The sequence below is a fragment of the Natrinema versiforme JCM 10478 genome, from assembly GCF_000337195.1.
Taxonomy (GTDB): domain Archaea; phylum Halobacteriota; class Halobacteria; order Halobacteriales; family Natrialbaceae; genus Natrinema; species Natrinema versiforme.
This window is the reverse complement of the sequence record NZ_AOID01000030.1, coordinates 1-17,387: the sequence shown is the minus strand read 5'-3', so window position 1 is coordinate 17,387 and position 17,387 is coordinate 1. Positions and strand designations below refer to the sequence as shown.

Genomic DNA, 17,387 nt, shown 5'->3' with positions numbered 1-17,387 from the left:
GATGTCCAGGGAGTCGCATCGAACCGTCGAGGGAATCCCTCGTCGGCCCGTTCCGGGGCCTTTTTGCGCGTACCCTGCCAACTCAAACCGTGACCGACGAGGCGATTCCAACCGGCTGTGGCCCGGTCGACGAGTTGCTCGGTGGGGGGTTCGAACGCGGCACCGTCACGCAGTTGTACGGGCCGCCGGCCGCCGGGAAGACGAATCTGGCGCTGTCGGCGGCCGTCCAGACGGCCGTCGATGGCGGCACCGCCGTCTACATCGATACCGAGGGAGTCTCGGTCGACCGCTTCCAGCAGCTGCTCGAGGCCACCGTCGAGACGCAGTCGCCGCGGCCCGACGGCCAGCGGGACGGTGACACAGCCGACGACATCGAAGCCGTCGCTTCGCGGATCGTCATCGAGGACGCACTGGACTTCGAGGAGCAATCCGAGGCCGTCCGCGACGCCGAGGAGTTCGCCGAGCGCGCCGAACTGATCGTCTTAGACAGCGCGACCGGCTTTTACCGGCTCGAGCGCACCACCGACGGCGACGAGGGCGAGGCGCTGCGCAGCGTCACCCGGCAGGTGACCCACCTGCTCTCGCTGGCCCGGAAACACGATCTGGCGGTCGTCCTGACGAATCAGGTCTTCGCCGATCCCGACTCGGATCGCACCAAGGGACTCGGCGGCAACACGTTAGAGCACTGGACCGGGACCGTGCTCCGCCTCGAGCGATTTCGCGGCGGCAAACGGCGTGCGACCCTCGAGAAACACCGCTCGAAGCCCGCCGGCCAATCGGCCCAGTTCCGGATCACGGATCGGGGCCTCGAGGGCGGCGAGGAATCGATGCGCCAGTAACGCGAGTTTTCGGTCACGATAGCCGCGTCCCGAACAGTTACCGGATCGACGAGCCGAGTGGATACTATGAGCGACGGTTCGGACCGCGTCGCGGCGCGACTCGAATCGATGACCCGCGAGGAGAAACTGCGTCTCGTCAGCGGCCGCGGCGATCCCGCAGGGATGGCAACGGGCTATCTGCCCGGTATCGACCGACTCGGTATCTCGGACTTTCGACTTGTCGACGGTCCACTTGGGGTTCGCGCCGAGGGAGAAAAGGCGACGGCGTTCCCGGCGTCGATCGCCGTCGCGGCGACGTTCGACCCCGACCTCGCGCGCGAGAAGGGTGCGGCGATGGCTCGCGAGGCACGGGCGCTCGAGCAGGACGCCCTGCTCGCGCCCGGCGCGAACCTGATCAGGGTCCCCCACTGCGGACGGAATTTCGAATACTACTCCGAGGAGCCGCTGCTGGCCGCCGAAACGACGGCGGGCGCGGTCGACGGGATCCAAGACGAGAACGTCGTCGCGACGGTCAAACACTACGTCGCGAACAACCAGGAGACCGACCGCGTCCGCGTCAGCAGCGAGGTCGACGAACGGACGCTCCGGGAGCTGTATCTGCGACCGTTCCGGGCGGCCGTCGAGGCCGGCACCGGCTCCGTGATGACCGCCTACAACCGGGTCAACGGGACGTACATGAGCGACCACACACGCCTCGTCGGCGACGTGCTCAAAGGCGACTGGGGGTTCGACGGCTACGTCGTCTCGGACTGGTACGGCACGGAGAGTACCGTCGGCGCTGCGACTGCCGGGTTAGACCTCGAGATGCCCGGCGTCGCGATCGACGACGGGTTCGGTGGCGACGACGAGGGCGAGCCGCCGGACAACGGGGACGGGGATGGGGACGAAGAAGACGGTTGGTTCGACGCGGCCGATCTCGATGGCGAGGCAGCCGAGATCATGGGCGGACTCCCTGACGGAACGAAAGGGGACCTGTTCGGCGAGCCGCTGGGCGACGCGATCGACGCCGGCGAGGTGCCGGCCGAACGGCTGGACGACATGGTCCGGCGGATTCTCGGGCAACTCGAGCGGATCGGTCGCCTCGAGAGCGATGCCGGCGATCGAAGTGCCGGTGATGACGACGATAGCGACGACAGTGTCGGAGCCATCGATACGCCCGCCCACCGCGACCTCGCCGAGCGGATCGCCGTCCGGGGGACCGTCCTGCTCGAGAACGACGGCGTTCTCCCGCTCGCGGACGGGACCGACCTCGCCGTCGTCGGCCCGAACGTCCACGAAGCGAAACTCGGAGGCGGCGGCTCCTCGGAGACGACGCCGTTCCAGTCGACGAGTCCGGCGGCGGGCCTGGAGTCGCGGGCCGACGGCACGGTGACGGTCGCCCGCGGCTGCGAGCCGATTCCTGACCTCTCGCTGTTCGACGCGCTGCCGTTCGTTGAGAGCGAGGAACCCGACGAGCCGGCCGCGGACGCAGAGGTCGGCATCGACGCGGACGAGCCCGATATCGACGCCGCGGTCGGGGCCGCCAGCGACGCCGACGTCGCCGTCGTCTTCGTCCGCGACCGGACGACTGAGGGGAAGGATCGGGACTCCTTACGGTTGCCCGGCCGACAGGACGAACTCGTCGAAGCGGTCGCCGACGCGGCCGCGGCGACGGTCGTCGTCGTCCAGTCGAGCGGCCCCGTCGAACTCCCGTGGCGCGACGGGGTCGACGCCATCCTCGAGGCCTGGTATCCCGGACAGGCCGACGGCACGGCGGTCGCGTCGGTGCTGTACGGCGACCGCGATCCGTCGGGGCGACTGCCGGTCACGTTCGCCCCCGAAGGAACGTACCCGACGGCCGACGAGCGTCGGTACCCCGGGCTCGACGAGGAAGCGCAGTACGAGGAAGGCGTCTTCGTCGGCTACCGTCACTTCGACCGCGACGCCGTCGACGCCGAGCCGACGTACCCGTTCGGTCACGGGCGCTCCTACGCCGACTTCGCGTACCGCGACGCGGCGGTCGTCGATGACCGGACGGTCCGTGTCACCGTCGAGAACGTCGCCGACCGTGATGGCCGCGAGGTAGTGCAGGCGTACGTCCGGCCCCCCGAATCGGGCGCAGTCGAGCGGCCGACTCGAGAACTCGCCGGCTTCGAATCGGTCGCAATCCCCGCCGGCGAGACGCGGACGGTCGAGATCGACCTCGCTGACCGGTCGCTCGGACGGTACGACGCGGACGACGGCTGGGTTATCGATGCCGGGACGTACACCGTCGAACTGGCTCGCTCGGCGCGGGACCGACGAAAAACAGTCGATATCGAGTTCGCGGACGACGCGACACTGTAACCCGCAGTCCGCAGAGCGGCCGCGCGCTTTAGAGCTGGTTCAGCTTCCGGAGGAGCTGACCGCGGTACTCCTCGTCGCTCGTGACGCCCTTGAGTTCGAGGACGTTGCGCTCGAGTTTGTCCAGTGCGACGCGGAAGGCGTTCTCGGAGCCGTAGCCCTCGCCGGTGCCGGCGACCTGCTCCTTGTTCGTCCGCAGGCGGATCTGACACTGCACGAGCGGGGTGCCACGGAGCCGCTCTCGGTGTTCCTTGAATCGGACGTGTGCGTGCATCACCTGCATGTCTTGGTACTTGTCGACGACCTCCTCGATGTTCTCGACGATGCCCTCTCGAGTGATAGTGTCGAGCATCGAGATGTTGGTGATCTGGACGTCCATGTGCTCTTCCTCGGTGAACGTCAGCGCGCGCAGCACGTCCGTCTTGGTGATGACGCCGATGACGATGCGGTCGTCGTCGGCCGGCGTGACCATCAGTCCGGCGTAATCGTCCGCGAGCATCGTTTCGACGGCCTCTTCGACGGAGGTGTCGAGCGTCGTCGTCTCGACGGGGCTGGTCATGATGTCGTAGACGGGCACGTCGAGCAGCCGCTCGCTGTCGCCGGATCGATCGCCCGTCGTCGTCGTGTGGTTCTCCCGGATGACGAAGTCGGCGATGTCGTGGGTCGTCACGACCCCCGAGAGGTAGCCGTTCTCGTTGAGGATCGGCAGCCGGGAGATGCCGTGCTCGCGCAAGAGGTTGATCGCCTTGCCGATCCCATCGTCCTCCGTGAGCGTGACCGGATCGTCGGTGTAGACGTCCTCGACGGTCAGCGCGTCCAGGTTCTCGAGGACGGCCTCGAGGATGGCATCGTCGGTGATGACGCCCCAAAGATCGCCGTTTTCGAAGACCGGTGCGACCTTAGCGTTGCTCTCGACGAGCACGCGTGCGGTCTCTCGGACGTCTTCGTGGCGGTCGACCTTGGGCGACGGCGTGTTCCGACTGGGTTTGGTGAGCGCCGCCACCTTGGCGTCGTCCTCGACGTGGGACTGGAGGACCTCCCGCTCGCTGATGACGCCCTCGTACTCCCCGTCGTTCGTGACGATAATTCCCTTGGGATTGCCGTCCTCGAACATCGAACGGACTTTTCCCATGCGGGTCCCAACATCGACTTCGATAAACTCCGTGGTGGCGATATCAGCGATATTCATCCTTCTAGGAGAACATACTGACGCAGAGGTATTTAACGTACTGCCCGTTTTATCCAAGGAGGACCAGCCCGGGGGATTTTTGCATCGGCCGTTGAATCTGACTCGATGCCCGATATCAGCGTCTTCGGTCGCTACACCTACCTCGTCACGGAGGTCGTCTGGGGAATCGTGGCCGCCCTGTTGCTGTCCCGCGCGAACGCCCTTCGGAAAGCGGCAGTAACCATCCTCGCGCTGTACCCCGTCGCCTACGTCTGGGACCGGTACACCCTCGCCGTCGGCGTCTTCGACATCAACCTCCGAACCGGAATCGACGTGGCCGGCATCCCGCTCGAGGAACACCTCTTCATGGCGGTCGTCCCCGGTCTCGTCATCGGGTTCCACGAGACCATTTTCGGCGACCGCGACGAGTCACGGCGTCGATGACGACACCGATCCGTCTCCGTAACGGCGGCCACCGGTCGCCGCCGTGACACCCACGTCTCACTGACTGTAACTGACCGCGACAGTCTTGTGTCGCCGTCCGGTCACTCAACTCGATGGACGGCCGGCGATCCGAGACGACCGCGACTGACGCGGACGGGAGCGGCGACCGCGCGCTGCTTCGGGGGCTGCTCAACGTGGTCGTCTCGCTCCTCCTCATCTGCTCGCTCGCGCTCGGCACCGCGCTGTTTGCCCCCCAGCTCATCGACGGCCTCGATCTCGGCCTCGATAACCGACCCTCGCCCAGCTCCGACCCGCCGCCGGCGGGCGAACGCGATCCCAGCGTCACCGATCCGGACGACCCCGGCAACTCGAGCTACGAGACCGACATCGAGACGGTCCGGTCGCCCACCGTCGAGGCCTTCGTCCACGCCGAGATCAACGAGCGGCGGGCCGACCACGGCCTCGAGCCCCTCGCGTGGGACGGCACGATCGCGTCCGTCTCGCGTGCACACACGTACGACATGGCCCAGCGTGACTACTTCGCGCACACGAATCCCGACGGCGAAGGGCCGTACGACCGGTTCAACGACGTCGACAGCTACTGTCAGGGGTACGGCGAGAACATCGCCATGACGTGGGTCGATCGGCGCGTCGAACGACCCGGAGAGGCCGGTCCCGTTCGCTATCAGACCGCCGAGGGACTCGCGACCGGGCTGGTCAACCAGTGGATGAACTCGACGGACCACCGGGAAGCGATCCTCGAGGACGGCGAGACGCCCCGCTGGGACCGCGCGGGCGTCGGCGTCTACATCGACGAGGACGGCTCGGTGTACGCCGGCCAGAACTTCTGTCGCGAGTGGTAGCCGCCGTCGCACGGCACTCGCCATCGCCGTTGTCATCGCGATCCGCGACCGCTCGGCGACCGGTCGGTCTCGAGCGGTGACAGACGAAGCGGGAATCGTCGGCCCGGGCCGGCCGCAGGAACTGCGAACGACTTACACGTTATTGGTCCTGATTGTCGTACACGTCGTATGGAACTCCCGCAGACACTCACCGCGATCTATCGGACGGCCAGCGACCGCGACCTGACCTTTCTCGCGGCCGGCTTCGCCTACTACGCGTTCGTCTCGCTGATTCCGCTGGTCTTGCTCGCGCTCGTCGTCGGCTCGCTGCTCGGCGGCGAGCAGGCCGCCCAGCGACTCATCACCGCCGCCGGCGACTTCCTCCCGGCGTCGGGCGAGGACCTCGTCACCGATGCCCTGACGACCGAATCCGGGCGCGCTGAGGCGACCGTCGTCGCACTCGGCGTCGCCACGTGGGGCGCGCTCAAGGTCTTTCGCGGGCTGAGCCTCGCGTTCGACAAGGTCTACGACGAGGTTGCCGAGGACTCGCTCGTCGATCAGATCAGGGACGGACTCACCGTGATCGTCGCGGGGGCGGGCGCGCTCGTGTTGATGCTCGGGATCGGTGCCGCGCTCAGGACCGTCGCCGACACCGTCCCGTTCGCCGGCGTGCTCGGCTGGCTCGTCCTGCTCGCCGGGCTCGTCCTCGTCTTCCTCCCGATCTATTACGTCCTCCCGCCGATTCCGGTCGATCTGGGCGAGATTCTCCCGGGAGCGATCTTCGCCGCCGTCGGCTGGACGGTCCTCCAGTTCGGCTTCCAGCTCTACGCGGCCAACGCCGCTCAGTACGAGGCCTACGGGGCCGTCGGTGCCGTCCTCCTCTTCGTCACGTGGCTCTACTTCGCCGGCATCATCATCCTCGTCGGGGCCGTGCTCAACGTCGTCCGAGCGCGCCCCGCGATCGCGGAATAGCTTCCCGTTGCGACCGCCGTCTTCCTCGTTTCCTGAACCCCCTCGACAGGGGAAAGATTATGTCCCCGGCAGCGACAGCCACCATCATGAGCGACGAGCAATCGACCCCCGCCGCAGCCGACGAAACCGGCGCGGCGGACGAGACGGACGAGGCCGATTCGGGCGACGCCCTCGAGCCCAACGGCGGCCCCCAGCGCGTCGTCTCCGAGGAGAGCGTCGACGACATCCTCGACTCGCTGGACGCGACGAAATCCGCGTCGGCGAACGCGGCGTCGGCCGACTCGAGCACGTCCGAAACGGTGACCACAACCACCGCCGAGGCCGATTCGGGGTCCGAGACCGGGGCCGACGAATCCCCCGATCCGGACTCGAGCGACGACGAATCGCCGGACAGTGCCGAGGCCAGTTTCGACGAACCGGGCTCGAGCGACGAAAGCACTGAGAGCGACGAGAGCGATCCCGAGCCGTCCGCGGTTGACTCGGCTGCGGCCTCCCTCCCGGACGATATCGCCGACGAGTCGCCCGAGGACCTCGCCGCCCGCGTCGAACGGGGCGATGTCACCGGCGCTGACGTTCGCGCGGCCGAAGCCGGTGAGGACCGCGAGTCGACCCCCGAAATCGACGACGTCGATCTTTCGATGGACGACCTCGAGACGACGCAGGCCGGCGGACCCACCGGTGACGCAAACGTGCCCGACGACGCCGACCCGCTCGCTGGATCGGTCGATCCTGACGACGGCCCCGCGACGGGCGATGACGAAGACGATTCACCCGGACTGCTCGGCCGGATCAAGCGCTTCTTCTCGCGATAGTTCCGGTCTCGAGGAGTCGCGATTCTGACGGACATACTCGTCTTCGATTATTTGCTCGCTCGAGGGGACTCGAGCGGTCTCGACGGCCGCTCAGCCGACCAGCGAGATCAGGACGAACATCGTCGCGATCGAGGCGAGCGTCGTGACGAAGACGTTCAAGGACGCGAATTTCCTGTCGCCGCCGAGTTCGCTCGCGAAGACGAACGTCGAGACGGCCGTCGGCGTGCCGAGCATCACGACGGTGGCGGTAAACGTCGCCGAATCGACGGCGAGCGCCGAGAAGACGGCCCACGCGAGGACCGGCATCAGGCCGACCTTGAGCGCGACGACGGCGGCGGTCGCACCGACGTCGATCGACGGCATATCGACCTCCAGCGAGGCCCCGACACAGAGCAGCGCGACCGGCAAGGCGAGCGACCCGACCGTGTCGAGGCCGCTCGCGGCAAGCGACGGGATCGAGGCACCGACTGAGCCGATCGTTAGCCCGGCGAGCAGCGCCAGCAAGACGGGGTTTCGCGCAAGCCCGCGGAGTTCCTGCCCGATCGAGGCGTCGGTCCCGTTGAGCATCGAGAGCACGACGACCGTCAGCGGCACCTGGGCCAACGACACGACACCCAGCACGACGCTTGCAATCGCCGTCACCGAGTCGTTGAACGTCGCGGCGACCAGGGGCAGTCCGAGATAGCCCAGATTCGAGTGATAGGACTGAACGATCGCGACGCTCCGGCGCGCACTCGAGTCCCGATGGCGATGGACGAGCCACGCGAACCCCGCGGTGGCGAACAGCACGAAGAGGAGTCCGCCGAACAGCGCCGGCGAGAGGAGGGCACCGATCGATCGGTCGTAGGTCGAGACGAAGACCAGCGCCGGGAGCGCGACGTAGTAGGCGGTGTCGTTCAACACTGCGGTCCGACCCGCGTCGAGCACGCCGATCGTCCGCAATCCCGCCCCGACCAGCAACACGACGAGCAGCGCCAACAGCCGACCGACGACTTCCATGTCCCGGCCGAATCGACTCACGGGCTTGTACTGTTCGGTCCGGGCAAGCTATAGGGCCGATAACGTATCGGAACAGTAACAATAGGCGGCCGAAAAAACGCGATCCATGTCATCGGAGGACGCTCGAGACTGGGCGGCCAGCCGAGAAACGACGAATCTCCTTCTCGGAACGAATATCGTGGTGCTCGCCGCGGGCTTCGTTCGCCTCGGATCCGTCGGTCCACGGCCGATACAGTGGCTTTCGGAACTAATACTCACGCTCGTCTTGGCCGTCGCCGTCGCGCTCGTCGTCGGACGACTCTTCAAGTACGAATAGCTTCGTGTCGTGGTGTCTAGGAGCACTGGCCCTCGCTGGAGCTGCTCAAGGGCTCGCAAACCGACTCACTGCTACTCGATTTGCGAGAGCGGCAGAAACCGGGTGGAGCAGATTTGAACCACGCCGAGACGTTCTCACTCCGTTGCGCGCGCCTCGTCTGGTTCAAACTGCGGTACCAATTTTCGAGCGACGCGCTCGTCGCGTCGCTCCTCGCGTAGTGTCGCTCGAAAAGTGGGTTGGAGCAGATTTGAACTGCCGGCCTCCTCCATGTCAAGGAGGTGTCGTAACCAGACTAGACCACCAACCCTGGTTTGGCTTTCGTCCGTGGCCTGCGTCGCCACGTTGTCTGCACTCAGTCGTTGCCCGCCACACCAATTGAAGGTTTCGAATCGATTGCCGTACGCGAGTCTCCACCACGCACCCGTCCGACACGCTTAAGTCGATGTACGGATTTGGTCATTACAAGACAACTACGTACATTGGTGTCCACTATGCAGGAGTATGTCGAACGAGTCACGGACGGGGAGGATCTCACGCAATCGGACGCTCGAGCGGCTTCGGCTGCCGTTTTCGAGGATGCAACGGAGGCGCAGATCGGCGCGCTGCTGGCGGCGCTGCGCTCGAAGGGAGAGACCGAAGCCGAGATCGCCGGCTTCGCCGAGGGGATGCGCAACGCGGCCAGAACGATCTCGCCGGATCGGGAGCCGCTGGTCGACACCTGCGGCACCGGCGGCGACGATTACAACACGATCAACGTCTCGACGACGAGCGCGATCGTGGCCGCCGGGGCCGGCGTTCCGATCGCCAAACACGGCAACTACTCGGTTTCGTCCTCGTCGGGCAGCGCGGACGTGCTCGAGGAAGTCGGCGTCGACGTCGAGGCCGAACCGCCGGCCGTCGAGGACGCGATCGAGGACGACGGGATCGGCTTCATGCTCGCACCGGTGTTCCACCCGGCGATGAAGGCCGTCATCGGCCCGCGCAAGGAACTGGGAATGCGGACGATCTTCAACGTGCTCGGGCCGCTGACCAATCCCGCCGGCGCGGACGCACAGGTCGTCGGCGTCTACGACCCCGACCTCGTCCCCGTGCTCGCGGAGGCGCTCTCGCGGATGGACATCGACCGCGCACTGGTCGTCCACGGCGCGGGCACCGACGAGATCGCCATCCACGGCGAGACGGTCGTCGCAGAGGTCGACGGCGATTCGGTCGAGGAGTACACCCTCGAGCCGGCGGATCTCGGCCTCGCGGAGCACGACATCGGCGACATCGCCGGCGGCTCGCCCGAGGAAAACGCGGCCGACATGCGCGGGATCGTCGAGGGCGACGTGACCGGCGCGAAACGGGACGTGATCCTCGCGAACGCCGGCGCGGCGATCTACGTCGCCGGCGAGGCCGGCTCCCTCGAGGCAGGTGCCGAGGTGGCCCGCGAGGCGATCGAGGACGGCGAGGCAGCACGGAAACTCGAGCAACTCTGCGGCGCGACGGCGCGGGCGGAGGGCCAATGACCCGCGTCAAGGTCTGCGGACTGACCACCGAAGCCGACCTTGAGGCCGCGATCGACGCGGGCGCGGACGCGGTCGGCATCATCTGCGACGTGTCCGTCGACACGCCGCGGGAGGTCTCGGTCGAGCGGGCCGCGACGCTCGCGGCGGCGACCCCGCCGTTCGTGACGAGCGTGCTCGTGACGATGCCGGAGAGTCCCGAGGCGGCGATCGAACTGGCCGAGGAGATCGAACCCGACGCGCTCCAGATCCACAGCGACATGCGGGTCGGCGATCTCGCCTACCTGCGCGCGAAACTCGAGACGGACCTCCTGCTGGCGGTCGACGCCGACGACGCGACGACCGCCGAGACCTACGACGACATCGTCGATGCCCTCATCGTCGACACGCCCGGCGACGACGGCGGCGGCGGCACCGGCCGCACCCACGATTGGGATCAGACGCGGATGGCGGCCGCGGACCTCGAGTCGCCGCTGGTCCTCGCGGGCGGGCTCACGCCGGACAACGTCGGCGACGCGGTCCGAACCGTCGATCCCTTCGCGGTCGACGTGGCAAGCGGCGTCGAGAAACGGGGCGGCGTCAAGGACGCCGATGCCGTGCGATCGTTCGTCGACCGAGCCAAGAGCGCCCGCAAACCGGCGGAGCCGTAACCGTGACCATGCACGACGCTGACTCCGATTCGACGCCGACCGACCGACCGGTTTTCGACATCGACCGGGAGACGTTCTGCGACCACGCGGGCACGAGCGAGGAGCGGGCGGACCGACCTGCCGTCGTCCACACCGTCGCGACCCTCGAGTGCGAGACGACGCCGCTGGCCGCCTACGCGGCGCTGACCGGCCGCTCTGACGCGGTCGATCGCGAGCGCTCGCCGTACGCCTTCCTGCTCGAGAGCGCGGAGAAAACGGCCTCGAGCGACCCGGACGGGGCGTTCCGACCGAGCGCCGCGGACGCCGAGCGCCACGCGCGTTACTCCTACGTGGGCTATGACCCCGAGGCCGTCGTGACCGTCGAGTCCGGCGAAGCGACCGTCGAGGCGTTGACCGAGGACGCGCCGCTCGATGCGATCGAGACCGACGCCGAGGGCGACACCGTCGACGCGCTGCGGGCCGCGATGCCCGACGTCCGCCTCGAGAACATGCCCGATCACGACCGCCAGCACCTCGAGGGCGGACTGGTCGGCTTCCTGGCCTACGACGCGGTCTACGACCTCTGGCTCGAGGAGGTCGGCTGCGAGCGACCCGACTCGCGGTTCCCCGACGCGCAGTTCCTCCTGACGACGAAGACACTGGCCTTCGACGAGCGCGACGGGACGGTCTCGCTGGTCTGTACGCCCGTCCTCGAGGCCGACGACGACCCCGGGGAAGTGTACGACGCACTGCAGGCGGAGGCCGCCGATGTCGCGGCGACGCTCCGAGAGGCCGAACGGCCCGAAACGGGCGGGTTCGTCCACGAAGAAGAGGTCGCGGGTCCCAAAGACGAGTACGAGGAAAGCGTCAGGCGGGCCAAAGAGCACGTCCTCGATGGAGACATCTATCAGGGCGTCATCTCCCGAACCCGGGAGCTCTACGGCGACGTGGATACCCTCGGTTTCTACGAGGCCATGCGAGACGTGAACCCGTCGCCGTACATGTACCTGCTCGACCACGACGACCTGACCGTCGTTGGGGCGAGCCCCGAGACCCTGATCTCCGTCCGCGGCCGCGAGGTCATGTCCAACCCCATCGCCGGCACCTGCGACCGCGGCTCGAGCCCCGTCGAGGACCGCCGGCTCGCGGGCGAGATGCTGGCCGACGGCAAGGAACGCGCCGAGCATACAATGCTGGTCGATCTGGCGCGCAACGACGTTCGCCGGGTCTCCGAGCCGGGCTCGGTCCGCGTCGACGAGTTCATGAACGTCCTCAAGTACAGCCACGTCCAGCATATCGAGTCGACCGTGACCGGCACGCTGGCCGCGGATTCGGACGGGTTCGACGCGACTCGCGCCTCGTTCCCCGCCGGCACCCTCTCTGGAGCCCCGAAAATTCGGGCAATGGAGATCATCGACAACCTCGAGTCCACTCCCCGCGGCCTCTACGGCGGCGGCGTCGGCTACTACTCGTGGACCGGCGACACGGACTTCGCGATCGTGATTCGGACCGCAACGGTGGAGGACGAAGGAGAACGTGATCGAATTACGGTCCAGGCCGGCGCGGGGCTGGTCGCCGACAGCGATCCCACCGCCGAGTACGAGGAGACCGAGCAGAAGATGGGCGGTGTCCTCGCCGCGCTCGAGGCGATCGAACTGCCGGGCGACGAGGCGACGACGGACGACGAGTCCGAGGCGACGGCGGAGGTGAGCCGATGAGCGCGCCCGCAACGCAAGGCGACCGAAACGACGCGGAAACGGAGCCGCTCACGGTCCTGTTCGTCGACAACTACGACTCCTTTACCTACAACCTCGTCGAATACGTCAGCCAGCAGGCCGGCACCGAGACCGAGGTCCTGAAAAACACCGCGTCGCTCGCGGACGTGCGCGCCGTCGACCCCGACGCGATTATCGTCAGTCCGGGACCAGGCCATCCGAAAAACGACCGCGATGTCGGCGTCACGATGGACGTGCTCCGGGAGGTTTCGCCCGACGTGCCGACCCTCGGCGTCTGTCTCGGCCTCGAGGCCGCCGTCTACGAGTACGGCGGCACCGTCGGCCGCGCGCCCGACCCGATCCACGGCAAGGCCTCCGCGGTCGACCACGACGGCGAGGGCGTCTTCGCGGGCCTCGAGCAGGGCTTTCGCGCGGGGCGGTATCACTCGCTCGTCGCGACCGAGGTGCCGGACTGTCTCGCGGTCTCGGCGACCGCAGAACATGGGGAGGAAACGCTCGTCATGGGCGTCCGCCACGAGGAGTATCCCCTCGAGTGCGTGCAGTTTCACCCGGAGAGCGTGCTGACGGCGGCGGGCCACGACGTGATCGAGAACTTCCTCTCGAGCGTCTAAGCGACAGTGTGCGCTTCTCGCCGCGAGTGTCGGTTCACGTAGCGACGGAGAAAGGGCAACTTCTCAGCACGCAGTTTGCGGGTCAGAGGGACGATTCTACAGTTTGGCTATCGGCCTGCTCCTTAGACGCCGGGGAGCAACTCGAGCTGTCCGACCGCGTAGAGGGCCGCGAGGACGACCGCGGCGACGATACCGACGCGGACGGCCAGTTTGATGGCGATTCGGAGGGCGATAACCGCGACTGCGAAGGCTGCGAGAGCGGCCAGCACCAGCAGGATCGGGGGTGCCGACAGCAGTGCATCGATCATACGAACCTCCCGGTCCCCCAGGGACGTAATCTTTCTGGATATCGTGACTGACTCGCGAGCGTGAGTGACTCGAGTGCGTATATCGGTCAGTGGGACCGGATCACCGGGAAACCGGAAATTCGCGCGATTGCGACGGCCTCGTGTCGGAAACAGTCACGGTCAATTCGGTCTGAAAATCGTTAAGGCGGTCGACCGCGTAGGGTCTATTGACCGCACAGGCGGCCGTCTCGCCGGTCGCCGGCAGAACAGAAACGAAAGGTTACAGAGACATCTCTGAAACCATATTTGTATTACTACAAGAAAAGTAGGACAACAACACCACGTTTTAAGAGGTATCAATGAATATCGAACCTTCGTTACGAATGATGCGAGCAAGGATCCGGACCGACGCCAGAATCGACGTGCGGAAGCGGTGTACCGACGAGGTGACCCACGCGTGAGCGATGTCGACCTCTCCGCGGCAGATCTCACGCTTCCGATCAAGCGCTCCGACGGTGACACCTTAGCGGAGCGACTGACCGACAACGCCTATCAGAACATCCTCCCGGCCCGCTATCTCCGGAAGGACTCGAACGGCGAGCTAATCGAGACCCAAGAGGATCTCTTCGACCGCGTCGGCAAAAACGTCGCGCTGGCCGAAGCCGTCTACGAGGCCGAAAAGCGAGGCCTCGAGATCACGGTCACGCCCGACCAGCTAAAGCCCGACCACCCGCGCCGAGACGAGCTCGCCGCGGAGGTCTTCGGTGAAGGCGTGACGGCCGACGACGACGCGGAAACCGTACTGGCCGAGCACAACGTCAACAAGTTCGCCTACGAGACGGTCGTCCCCGAGCTTCCCGACGAGGTCCGAAGCCACGTCGAGGACGTCGCCGGGACGTTCACTGACGGAATGGAGTCGCTTTCCTTTATGCCGAACTCGCCGACGCTGATGAACGCCGGCGACGAACTCCAGCAGCTCTCGGCCTGTTTCGTCATGTCGCCCGACGACGACCTCTCGGATATCCACGAGACTGCCAAGAAGGCGGCCGAAGTCTTCCAGTCCGGCGGCGGCGTCGGCTACGGCTTCTGGCAACTGCGACCCTACGGCGACTCGGTTGGCTCGACGGGCGGTATCGCCTCCGGCCCGATCACCTTCATGCGGACCTACGACCAGCTCTGTGAGACCATCGCGCAGGGCGGGACTCGACGCGGGGCCCAGATGGGCATCATGCGCGTCTCCCACCCGGACGTCATCGAGTTCATCCACGCCAAGAACAAGGACGTCTCGCTGGCCCACACGCTGCGACTGAACGACCCCGACGACTACACCTACACCACCTTCTCGGAAGCGCTCGAGGAGGCCCGCGAACTGATCGACGAGGACGGGCGCGTGCCCAAGCACCTGCGCAACGCCGTCGAGGGCCACCTCTCGAACTTCAACATCTCCGTCGGCGTCACGGACGACTTCATGGAGGCCGTCCAGAACGGCGAGGAGTACACGTTCACCAACCCGCGCACCGAAGAGCCCCATATCGCGAGCGAGGAGACCAAGGAGATGTACAGCCGGTACGACCTCGGCGAGCACGTCGAGGTCGGCGAACCGCTCTCGATCCCCGCGGAACTCGTCTGGGAGCGCATCGTCCAAGGCGCTCACGAGAACGGCGAACCGGGCGTCATCTACCTCGAGCGAGTGAACAACCAGCACTCCTTCGACGTCGAGAAACAGGAGGACCACCAGATCCTCGCGACCAACCCCTGTGGCGAACAGCCACTGGAGGAACACGAGGCCTGTAACCTCGGCCACATCAACCTCTCGACACTCGCCGATCTGGACGCCCCCGACTGGCGCGTCTGGTCCGAGGAACACAGCGACGAGTACGACTCCGAAGCGGCGGCTATCGAGGCCTTCCTCGAGGAGGCCATCGACTTCGAGGAGTTCGACGAGCGCATCGAGTACGGCACGCGCTTCCTCGAGAACGTCGTCACCATGTCCGACTTCCCGGTCGAGGAGATCGAGGAGAAGGTCCGGGATATGCGCAAGATCGGACTCGGCATCATGGGGCTGGCCCAGCTGTACGTCCAGCTCGGCATCAAGTACGGCAGCGACGAAGGGAACGAAGTCGCCCGCCAGCTGATGACCCACATCAACCACGGCGCGAAGGCCAAGAGCCACGAACTCGCCACCGAGCGCGGCTCCTTTAACGACTGGGGCGACTCGAAGTACGCCAACCCGACCGAGTACCGCGAGTGGTTCGAACACCAGACCGGCGAGGACGCCGACGACTGGGAAGACGGCTTCCCCATCCGCAACCACAACGTCACGACCATCGCCCCGACCGGGACGACCTCCATGGTCGGCAACACCACCGGCGGCTGCGAGCCCATCTACAACGTCGCTTACTACAAGAACGTCACCGACGACGTCCAGGGCGACGAGATGCTCGTCGAATTCGACGACTACTTCCTGCGCACCCTCGAGGCAAACGACATCGACGTCGAGGCCGTCAAAGAGGAGGCACAGGAGCAGATGGCGACGAACCAGTTCGACGGCGTCGAAGGGCTCTCGACCGTGCCCGACGCCATCGGCGAACTGTTCGTCATCACCAGCGACCTCTCCGCGAAACAGCACGCGGCGGTCCAGTGTGCCTGTCAGAAGGGCGTCGACTCCTCGATCTCGAAGACGGTCAACGCGCCGAACGACTCCTCGCTCGAGGACGCAAAGGAGGTCTTCGAGTGGGTCTACGAGAACGGCGGCAAGGGCGTCACCTACTACCGCGACGGCACCCGCTCGAAGCAGGTGCTGACGACGCGTGCGGACAACGCCGACTTCGCCGACGAGACCGAAGCCGCACAGGCCCTGGTCGAACAGATCGACGAGATCTTCGGCGGCCTCGAAGCCTTCCTCGAGAGCGAGGAAGTCGCGGACGTCCTCGAGGAGGACGTCGACGCGCTGCTCGGCGAGGACGGCCAGCCGATCGAGGTCGACTTCACCGAGAAGCGCGAGCGACCCGACGCCCTGCAGGGCGTCAGCCAGCGCATCGACACCGGCTACGGGAAGATCTACGTGACGATCAACGAGGACCCCGAGACCGGCCAGCCGTTCGAGCTGTTCGCCAACATCGGCCACTCCGGCGGCTTCACGAACTCCTTTACCGAGGCCCTGGCGAAGGTCATCTCGACCTCGCTGCGTTCGGGCGTCGACCCAGAGGAGATCGTCGACGAACTCTGTGGCACGCGCTCGCCGAAGGTCGCGTGGGACAAGGGCGAGCAGATCCAGTCCATCCCGGACGCCATCGGCACCGCGATGCGCCGCTACCTCGAGAACGAGATCGACAAGCCGTACCCGAAACAGCAGACCCTCGAGGAGTCCGCCGACGCGGAGATCGCCGACTACGACGGCCCGAAGACCGACGGCGGCGCGGCCGCCGCCGAGAGCGGGTCGGCCGCGGACGCTGACGACGACACGACCCAGGACCTCATCGACGCCGGCGAATCGCCGGAGTGTCCCGACTGCGGGTCGATGTCGCTGTACTTCTCCGAAGGCTGCAAGACCTGCGAATCTTGTGGCTGGAGCGAGTGCTGAGCGCTGACTGAGCCGGTTTTGGGCTTTTCTATCGTCACAGTTTTCTTCTCTTTTACATTACCGCTCCGCCTGAAACGCCACACTTAGCACCGGTCGGCGAGTAGGGCCTCGTATGACTGCCGACGGTGTGGACGGTGCCGCGGGCGGTGCCAACGGAGACGGATCAACCGGCAGCGTCGCTACGGCTACGGACGACTCGAGCGACCGAGCCGCTGGCGCGCCGCGGTGTCCGCACTGCGAAGCCCCGATGTACAAACGCCACTGCAAGTACGTCTGTCCCCAGCACGGGGTCATCCCTGTCTCTTATACACATCTCTGAGCG

16 protein-coding genes and 1 tRNA gene are annotated in these 17,387 nt (G+C 66.4%); 13 read left to right on the top strand and 4 right to left on the bottom strand.

Annotated elements, in window-relative coordinates:
• Positions 1-74 precede the first annotated feature (74 nt).
• Both radB and C489_RS10725 read left to right on the top strand, forming a co-directional pair.
• Positions 75-839, top strand: a complete 765-nt coding sequence (gene radB / locus C489_RS10730; protein WP_083902802.1) for a DNA repair and recombination protein RadB — start codon at positions 75-77, stop codon at positions 837-839.
• Positions 840-905: 66 nt separating this feature from the next.
• Positions 906-3,164, top strand: a complete 2,259-nt coding sequence (locus C489_RS10725) for a beta-glucosidase (RefSeq protein ID WP_006431268.1) — start codon at positions 906-908, stop codon at positions 3,162-3,164.
• A 28-nt stretch (positions 3,165-3,192) separates the two neighbouring features.
• On the opposite strand, the gene C489_RS10720 is transcribed toward C489_RS10725, so the two are convergent.
• Positions 3,193-4,350, bottom strand: coding sequence for a CBS domain-containing protein (locus C489_RS10720; protein WP_006431267.1), 1,158 nt, complete (start codon positions 4,348-4,350; stop codon positions 3,193-3,195).
• A gap of 105 nt (positions 4,351-4,455) precedes the next feature.
• Between C489_RS10720 and C489_RS10715 the strand changes: the two genes are divergently transcribed.
• From C489_RS10715 to C489_RS10700, 4 genes are all read left to right on the top strand, one after another.
• Entirely contained in the window at positions 4,456-4,773 is a 318-nt protein-coding gene (locus tag C489_RS10715; protein WP_006431266.1) for a lycopene cyclase domain-containing protein, read from the top strand.
• A gap of 113 nt (positions 4,774-4,886) precedes the next feature.
• Complete coding sequence (locus C489_RS10710) at positions 4,887-5,636, top strand: CAP domain-containing protein (RefSeq protein ID WP_006431265.1); 750 nt, start codon at positions 4,887-4,889, stop codon at positions 5,634-5,636.
• Between the two features lie 168 nt (positions 5,637-5,804).
• On the top strand, positions 5,805-6,587 hold the full coding sequence (locus C489_RS10705; RefSeq protein WP_006431264.1) for a YihY/virulence factor BrkB family protein: 783 nt from the start codon (positions 5,805-5,807) through the stop codon (positions 6,585-6,587).
• Positions 6,588-6,673: 86 nt separating this feature from the next.
• The gene (locus C489_RS10700; RefSeq protein WP_006431263.1) at positions 6,674-7,399 is read left to right on the top strand and encodes a hypothetical protein; all 726 of its coding nucleotides are present in this window, start codon (positions 6,674-6,676) and stop codon (positions 7,397-7,399) included.
• 90 nt (positions 7,400-7,489) lie between these two features.
• Here C489_RS10700 and C489_RS10695 read toward each other — a convergent pair whose 3' ends face one another.
• Complete coding sequence (locus C489_RS10695) at positions 7,490-8,398, bottom strand: AEC family transporter (RefSeq protein WP_006431262.1); 909 nt, start codon at positions 8,396-8,398, stop codon at positions 7,490-7,492.
• Between the two features lie 106 nt (positions 8,399-8,504).
• On the opposite strand from C489_RS10695, the gene C489_RS10690 reads away from it, so the two are divergent.
• Positions 8,505-8,714 carry a hypothetical protein gene (locus C489_RS10690; protein WP_006431261.1) on the top strand — a complete coding sequence of 70 codons (210 nt, stop codon included), beginning with the start codon at positions 8,505-8,507 and terminating at the stop codon, positions 8,712-8,714.
• Positions 8,715-8,946: 232 nt separating this feature from the next.
• On the opposite strand, the gene C489_RS10685 is transcribed toward C489_RS10690, so the two are convergent.
• A tRNA-Val gene (locus tag C489_RS10685) sits at positions 8,947-9,021 on the bottom strand.
• Between the two features lie 184 nt (positions 9,022-9,205).
• Between C489_RS10685 and trpD the strand changes: the two genes are divergently transcribed.
• The 4 genes from trpD to trpG are packed head-to-tail and all read left to right on the top strand — an operon-like array spanning position 9,206 to position 13,195.
• Positions 9,206-10,222 (top strand): anthranilate phosphoribosyltransferase, encoded by a 1,017-nt coding sequence (gene trpD, locus C489_RS10680; protein WP_006431260.1) that lies wholly within the window; start codon positions 9,206-9,208, stop codon positions 10,220-10,222.
• On the top strand, positions 10,219-10,869 hold the full coding sequence (locus tag C489_RS10675) for a phosphoribosylanthranilate isomerase (protein ID WP_006431259.1): 651 nt from the start codon (positions 10,219-10,221) through the stop codon (positions 10,867-10,869). The genes trpD and C489_RS10675 overlap by 4 nt, the downstream gene beginning before the upstream one ends.
• A gap of 8 nt (positions 10,870-10,877) precedes the next feature.
• On the top strand, positions 10,878-12,566 hold the full coding sequence (gene trpE / locus C489_RS10670) for an anthranilate synthase component I (RefSeq protein WP_006431258.1): 1,689 nt from the start codon (positions 10,878-10,880) through the stop codon (positions 12,564-12,566).
• The gene (gene trpG, locus C489_RS10665; protein ID WP_006431257.1) at positions 12,563-13,195 is read left to right on the top strand and encodes an anthranilate synthase component II; all 633 of its coding nucleotides are present in this window, start codon (positions 12,563-12,565) and stop codon (positions 13,193-13,195) included. Before trpE ends, trpG begins: the two co-directional genes overlap by 4 nt.
• A 122-nt stretch (positions 13,196-13,317) precedes the next feature.
• Here trpG and C489_RS10660 read toward each other — a convergent pair whose 3' ends face one another.
• On the bottom strand, positions 13,318-13,503 hold the full coding sequence (locus C489_RS10660; RefSeq protein ID WP_006431256.1) for a hypothetical protein: 186 nt from the start codon (positions 13,501-13,503) through the stop codon (positions 13,318-13,320).
• Positions 13,504-13,939: 436 nt separating this feature from the next.
• On the opposite strand from C489_RS10660, the gene C489_RS10655 reads away from it, so the two are divergent.
• Positions 13,940-17,065 (top strand): adenosylcobalamin-dependent ribonucleoside-diphosphate reductase, encoded by a 3,126-nt coding sequence (locus C489_RS10655; RefSeq protein ID WP_006431255.1) that lies wholly within the window; start codon positions 13,940-13,942, stop codon positions 17,063-17,065.
• Positions 17,066-17,177: 112 nt separating this feature from the next.
• A complete protein-coding gene (locus tag C489_RS20820) occupies positions 17,178-17,384 on the top strand; it encodes an HVO_2523 family zinc finger protein (protein ID WP_083902801.1) in 207 nt (68 codons plus the stop codon).
• Positions 17,385-17,387 lie beyond the last annotated feature (3 nt).